Below are 5182 nucleotides of genomic sequence, written 5' to 3' on the forward strand. Positions count from 1 at the left end.
GTACTACGCTATGCTTTAGGTTGGCAATATATCTCTGGTTTTGCGTAAGTCCTAATACAGACTGAGCACAGTGACAACCCTGCTCGCTATGTAAGAGGTGCGGTTGAGGCGCAAGACTTATATAGTCAAGCAGCTGAAGCGGTTATCGATGTTATTAAGTTGTCCCCCAGTTTACAGCTAAGCCATTCCGCGCAAGCGCCTAGTCAAGATACTGTGTCTTTATTGGTTGCCAAGTTGGTGCGTACGACTCAAGGTGTTTATCAAGTAGATGATGATTATATTGTGCCAAGCGTACATATCACGAGTAATCCAGCACTTGTTGGTCAAGTCTATCGTTTAATGACCATGATTAACACCAAATCCACTTCGCTATATGACCATCATCGCCAGTCGAACAATGATTTGCTAGAGTTCCGCTCGTCAGATATTGCTTCTTTTTGGTTGTTACATACGCTCAATACAGCATACTCTCAGCTGAGCCATTTATATAGTAATAATAAATTGCATCCAGAACGCCTTTATGAGGCGTTATTAAATGTTGCCAGCCAATTGGCCACTTTTAGCTCATTATACAAAGTCGGCGACTTGCCAGCTTATCATCATGATAATGCCAATGAGTCATTTGTGAGTATTATTTCGATTATTCGTGAGCTACTTAATACCGTTATTGCGAGTAACTTTATATCGATTCCACTACGTCAGAACAAACCGTCTTACTATACTGGTGAGCTGAGTAGTGACAAGATCACACGTGGCTCGCAACTGTATCTGTCGATTAGTTCGTCGCTACCGATGCATGAGCTAATCGATATCGTGCCACGCCGCTTTAAGATTGCGACTCCTGATGCAGTAGAGAAACGTGTTTTGTCGGCGCTTCCAGGCTCACCTGTCTCACATGTCACTCAGGTGCCTAGCGCAATACCTGTGAGACCAGGGTTTAGCTACTTCACTATCGAGCCAGTAGGTGAGTTATATGAAGAGATGCTAAAGTCTGAATCTATCTGTATTTATGTGCCGAACGGTTTTGACGACTTAAAAATCGAACTGATGGCTATCGTACAGTAGCATCGTTTATTGGTCACTATAAAGTCTATTTTTGGGTGAGCCTGATATAGGATTGTTTGACTTTATAACTAGGTATCATAGATTGTCATTCAACATTTTTATTAGGGCGTGTCTTCATTTCAAAAATGGTGATAAAAATGAGATAAATTGCCGTCAAACAAGAAAAATAGCGCAGATAATATCGGGATATTAACCAGCTATTTGACGATGTTTGGCAAGATTTAGCCACTTTTAGCCCATTTAGATGACTATCGGGTGAATTGAAGACACGCTCTAGTTACTTTTATTGGCGTAGGGTGCGTTTTTATTGTCCTTTTTAAACAGGGACACACCCTAGGTAGTATTCGAAAAATAATACGCATTAGGAACAGTCATGGCAGGAAATAATTCAACGGGTTCTGCGCCTTCACTACTAGATTCAGGTGAGGTAGCATCAAAAGTTTCAGCAACAGGCCTTGATAGGCGTATTAGTAGCCAGTCGTTAGTCGATATCATGTACGACGGCTTTTATTTAGTGTTCTTACTGCGCAATCACTATTTCAGCACTGAGCCGAGAAAATTTCGCCAAAAGATATATAACTTTTTAGATAAGTTTGAGAGCAGTGCGCGCAAAAAAGGTTTTATGTCAGAAGATATTCATGAGGCCAAATACGCTTACTGTGCGTTGATTGATGAAACCATCATGACATCGCAAGAACCAGAGTTTCAGACACTCAAAGATTCTTGGGAGTTAAATCCTTTACAGTTGGATTTGTTTGGTTCACAAGTTGCTGGTAATGAGTTTTTTGATCGCTTGGATGGATTGCGTGAGCAAGGGGAGAAGCATCTACCAGCCTTAGAAGTTTACCACTATGCAATGCTGCTTGGTTTTCAAGGTAAGTATCGTTTAGAAGCCCCTGAAAAAATTCGTTATCTTATCTCGCGATTGGGTGATGAAATTGAGCACCTACGAGGTAACAAGAACGAATTTTCACCATTTTGGGCCATTCCTGATCAGATAAAACATACACTCACGAGTGAGACACCGCTATGGATTATTCTTGCTGTCATGGCGGTGCTATTAACGGTCATATTTGCAACTATGTGGCAGCTCACCAATAGCTTTTCTACTGATCAGCTATCAGCATATGACAATGTGATTCAAGAAAACAAAGAGCAAGCGCATATTTCTATCTTCTTACCTTAATGATGGTTATATCATCACGAGCACATTAAGGTTCTGAATCGCTTGTATCACAGGCAGTCAAATAAAAACGGCATTAGTATAATTATTATACTAATGCCGTTTTTATTTATTAGGGCGTGTCTTCATTTCAAAAATGGTGATAAAAATGAGATAAATTGCCGTCAAACAAGAAAAATAGCGCAGATAATATCGGGATATTAGTCAGCTATTTGACGATTTTTGGCAAGATTTAGCCACTTTTAGCCCATTTAGATGACTATCGGGTGAATTGAAGACACGCCCTAGTGTCATATCGACTAACTAAACCAGATCGTTTGTCTTGTGCACGTAAATTAAGGAAATAACAGCCATAAAAAAACCCTCATCAAATTGATGAGGGTTTTGGCAAATGCCATAATCGAATTAATGATAATTCAAAAGATTTACTACTAAAATGTGGCTCTCCAACCTGGGCTCGAACCAGGGACACACGGATTAACAGTCCGTTGCTCTACCAACTGAGCTATTGGAGAATAGGCTGTAAGTATTTAATACCCTTACAACAAGCTTAGAAAGTCTCTAACGAGTTCTTGCTAAGTGGGGCGTATTCTAGCAAAGATAAAAAATACGTCAAGCTTTTTTTTTCATAATTGGCAAATATTATTATTTTAATGAGTGAATAGGCCGCTTTCTCACGTATTTATTCTAGATTTCGTCCTTCTTCCACTGAGTGTGTGATGAGCATGTCAAAGGCAGGCTGTATATTTAGTATCACTACTGATTATAAAATATTCGAAAAAAGGCGCCATATAGTGAATATGTGGCGCCTTTTTCTATAAAACACTTTTGAAAAAATGATGCTGTAATACTTATTCGGCAACATCCAATTCAGCAACCGCTTTTTCGATACGAGATAACGCATCTTTTAGTGTGGCTTCATCAGTGGCATAAGAGATACGCATGTAACCACCAAGGCCAAATGCGTCGCCAGGTACAACGGCTACGCCGACTTTATCCAATAACCATGCTGAAAATTCAGTACAAGAAGACAAACCAGCGGCTTTGATTAATGGCACGATATTTGGATATACATAAAATGCGCCATCAGGACGCAAGCAGGTAATACCTTTGATGGCGTTTAAGCCGTCAACCACGAGATCGCAACGCTTCTCAAATGCTTCTACCATTGGTTCTAGCACGCTTTGGTCGCCGCTAATGGCTGCTTTTGCTGCGACTTGGCTGATAGAGGTTGGGCATGAAGTAGATTGCGATTGAACTTTTTTCATTGCGCCAATAAGCTTGGCAGGGCCACCAGCATAACCGATACGCCAGCCTGTCATTGCATAGGCCTTAGAGACGCCATTTAAGATAATGGCACGGTCTTTCAGCTCAGGAGCGGCATTTAAGATGTTGTAGAACTTATCACCTGTCCAGCGAATATGCTCATACATGTCATCTGAGGCCACGTAGACTTGTGGGTGCTTTTTCAATACTTCAGCCAGTGCTTTCAGCTCTTCCAAAGTATAGATCATACCAGTTGGGTTAGATGGGCTATTTAATACCAACATTTTGGTTTTATCAGTAATGGCCGCTTCTAGTTGCTCTGGTGTGATTTTGAAGTTTTGCTCAGCTGGGCATTTGACGATGACTGGCACGCCTTCTGCGATGATAACCATGTCAGGATAGCTGACCCAAAACGGTGCTGGAATGATGACTTCATCACCTGGGTTGATAAAGGCTTGAGCAAGGTTGAAAAATGATTGTTTACCACCAACCGATACTAGAATTTCGTTAGGCTCATAGCTGATGTCGTTATCATTTTTGAACTTTTCAATGATGGCTTTTTTTAGCTCTGGCGTTCCGTCGACAGCCGTATATTTGGTAAAACCATTATTAATGGCATCGATGGCTGCTTTTTTGATGTGCTCTGGTGTGTCAAAGTCAGGCTCACCCGCACCCAGACCGATAATATCTTTACCGGCGGCTTTTAGCTCTTTGGCTTTATTAGTAATCGCTAGGGTAGGTGATGGTTTGATGTTATTAACGCGGTCAGACAGTTGCAACTCGCTCATGGGAGATCCTTTTTATATTAGGGCGTGTCCTCAATTCAATCGATAGTCATCTAAATGGGTTAAAAATAGTTAAATTTTGCCAAACGGCGTCAAATAGCTGACTAATATCTAGATATTATCTGCGCTATCTTCCTTGTTTGACTTCAATTTATCTTATTTTCATCACCATTTTTAAAATGAGGACACGCCCTAGTGGGGTTGGTGGAAATCTATTGTGAATTATATAACGTTTTGAATGCTATCAGCATGCGATATTAGAGCGTTTAAGGAATCAATGTTTTTCATATACTGAGAAGGCAGTCACTATTCACAGGCAGCTATTACTCAGCAGTTACTATTCAATAGTAAGCGCATTCACTATTAGTTTTACACTGATTTTCATGTTGATTTTGGCATTGTAGCACGCTGATATTACGCTGTCTTATGACGCTAGTAACATGAGGTGGTACTAAGATGAATGGTTTTGACATTATCTGGTACTACTCAATTAGGGCATGTTGAACATTCAAATATTAGGGCTGCTGATCGCTAAAATTGCACCAACCTAGGCGCAAGCCGCCGATAATATCAAGATCTTAGCTAGGATTCCCTAATCATAATCCAATTTATTATATTGGCAGCTCAACCGATGCTGTTGATTGCGAAGACACAACAATAAACCTATATCTGCACACTATAACTATTTAGATTTTTGGTGGTGTATCAAAAAGTATGCTGGAGTAATAAAAGAAGGGTGACAGCCGAAGCAAGATGATATATTTGAGGTTATGAAGACACAAATACAGATCAATTGCCCCGACTGTCACAGTCCCAGTTTAAAGAAAAACGGCAAAAAAAGCTATGGCAAGCAGAACTACCAGTGCAAGGACTGCAAACGTCA

4 protein-coding genes and 1 tRNA gene are annotated in these 5182 nt (G+C 40.5%); 3 read left to right on the plus strand and 2 right to left on the minus strand.

What is annotated here, in order from left to right; translation table 11 throughout:
* The first annotated feature begins 54 nt into the window (after positions 1 to 54).
* The gene (gene tssK, locus EI164_RS14485) at positions 55 to 1065 is read left to right on the plus strand and encodes a type VI secretion system baseplate subunit TssK (protein WP_192520633.1); all 1011 of its coding nucleotides are present in this window, start codon (positions 55 to 57) and stop codon (positions 1063 to 1065) included.
* Positions 1066 to 1438: 373 nt separating this feature from the next.
* Positions 1439 to 2251, plus strand: a complete 813-nt coding sequence (gene icmH / locus EI164_RS14490) for a type IVB secretion system protein IcmH/DotU (protein WP_192520631.1) — start codon at positions 1439 to 1441, stop codon at positions 2249 to 2251.
* A 436-nt stretch (positions 2252 to 2687) separates the two neighbouring features.
* Here icmH and EI164_RS14495 read toward each other — a convergent pair.
* Both EI164_RS14495 and EI164_RS14500 read right to left on the minus strand, forming a co-directional pair.
* Positions 2688 to 2763 (minus strand) — tRNA-Asn (locus EI164_RS14495).
* A 336-nt stretch (positions 2764 to 3099) separates the two neighbouring features.
* The gene (locus tag EI164_RS14500) at positions 3100 to 4302 is read right to left on the minus strand and encodes a pyridoxal phosphate-dependent aminotransferase (protein WP_192520632.1); all 1203 of its coding nucleotides are present in this window, start codon (positions 4300 to 4302) and stop codon (positions 3100 to 3102) included.
* Positions 4303 to 5069: 767 nt separating this feature from the next.
* Between EI164_RS14500 and EI164_RS14505 the strand changes: the two genes are divergently transcribed.
* The coding region (locus tag EI164_RS14505) for an IS1 family transposase (protein ID WP_192519804.1) at positions 5070 to 5182 on the plus strand (113 nt) is incomplete at its 3' end.

Source organism: Psychrobacter sp. FME13, assembly GCF_014861395.1.
Classification (GTDB): domain Bacteria; phylum Pseudomonadota; class Gammaproteobacteria; order Pseudomonadales; family Moraxellaceae; genus Psychrobacter.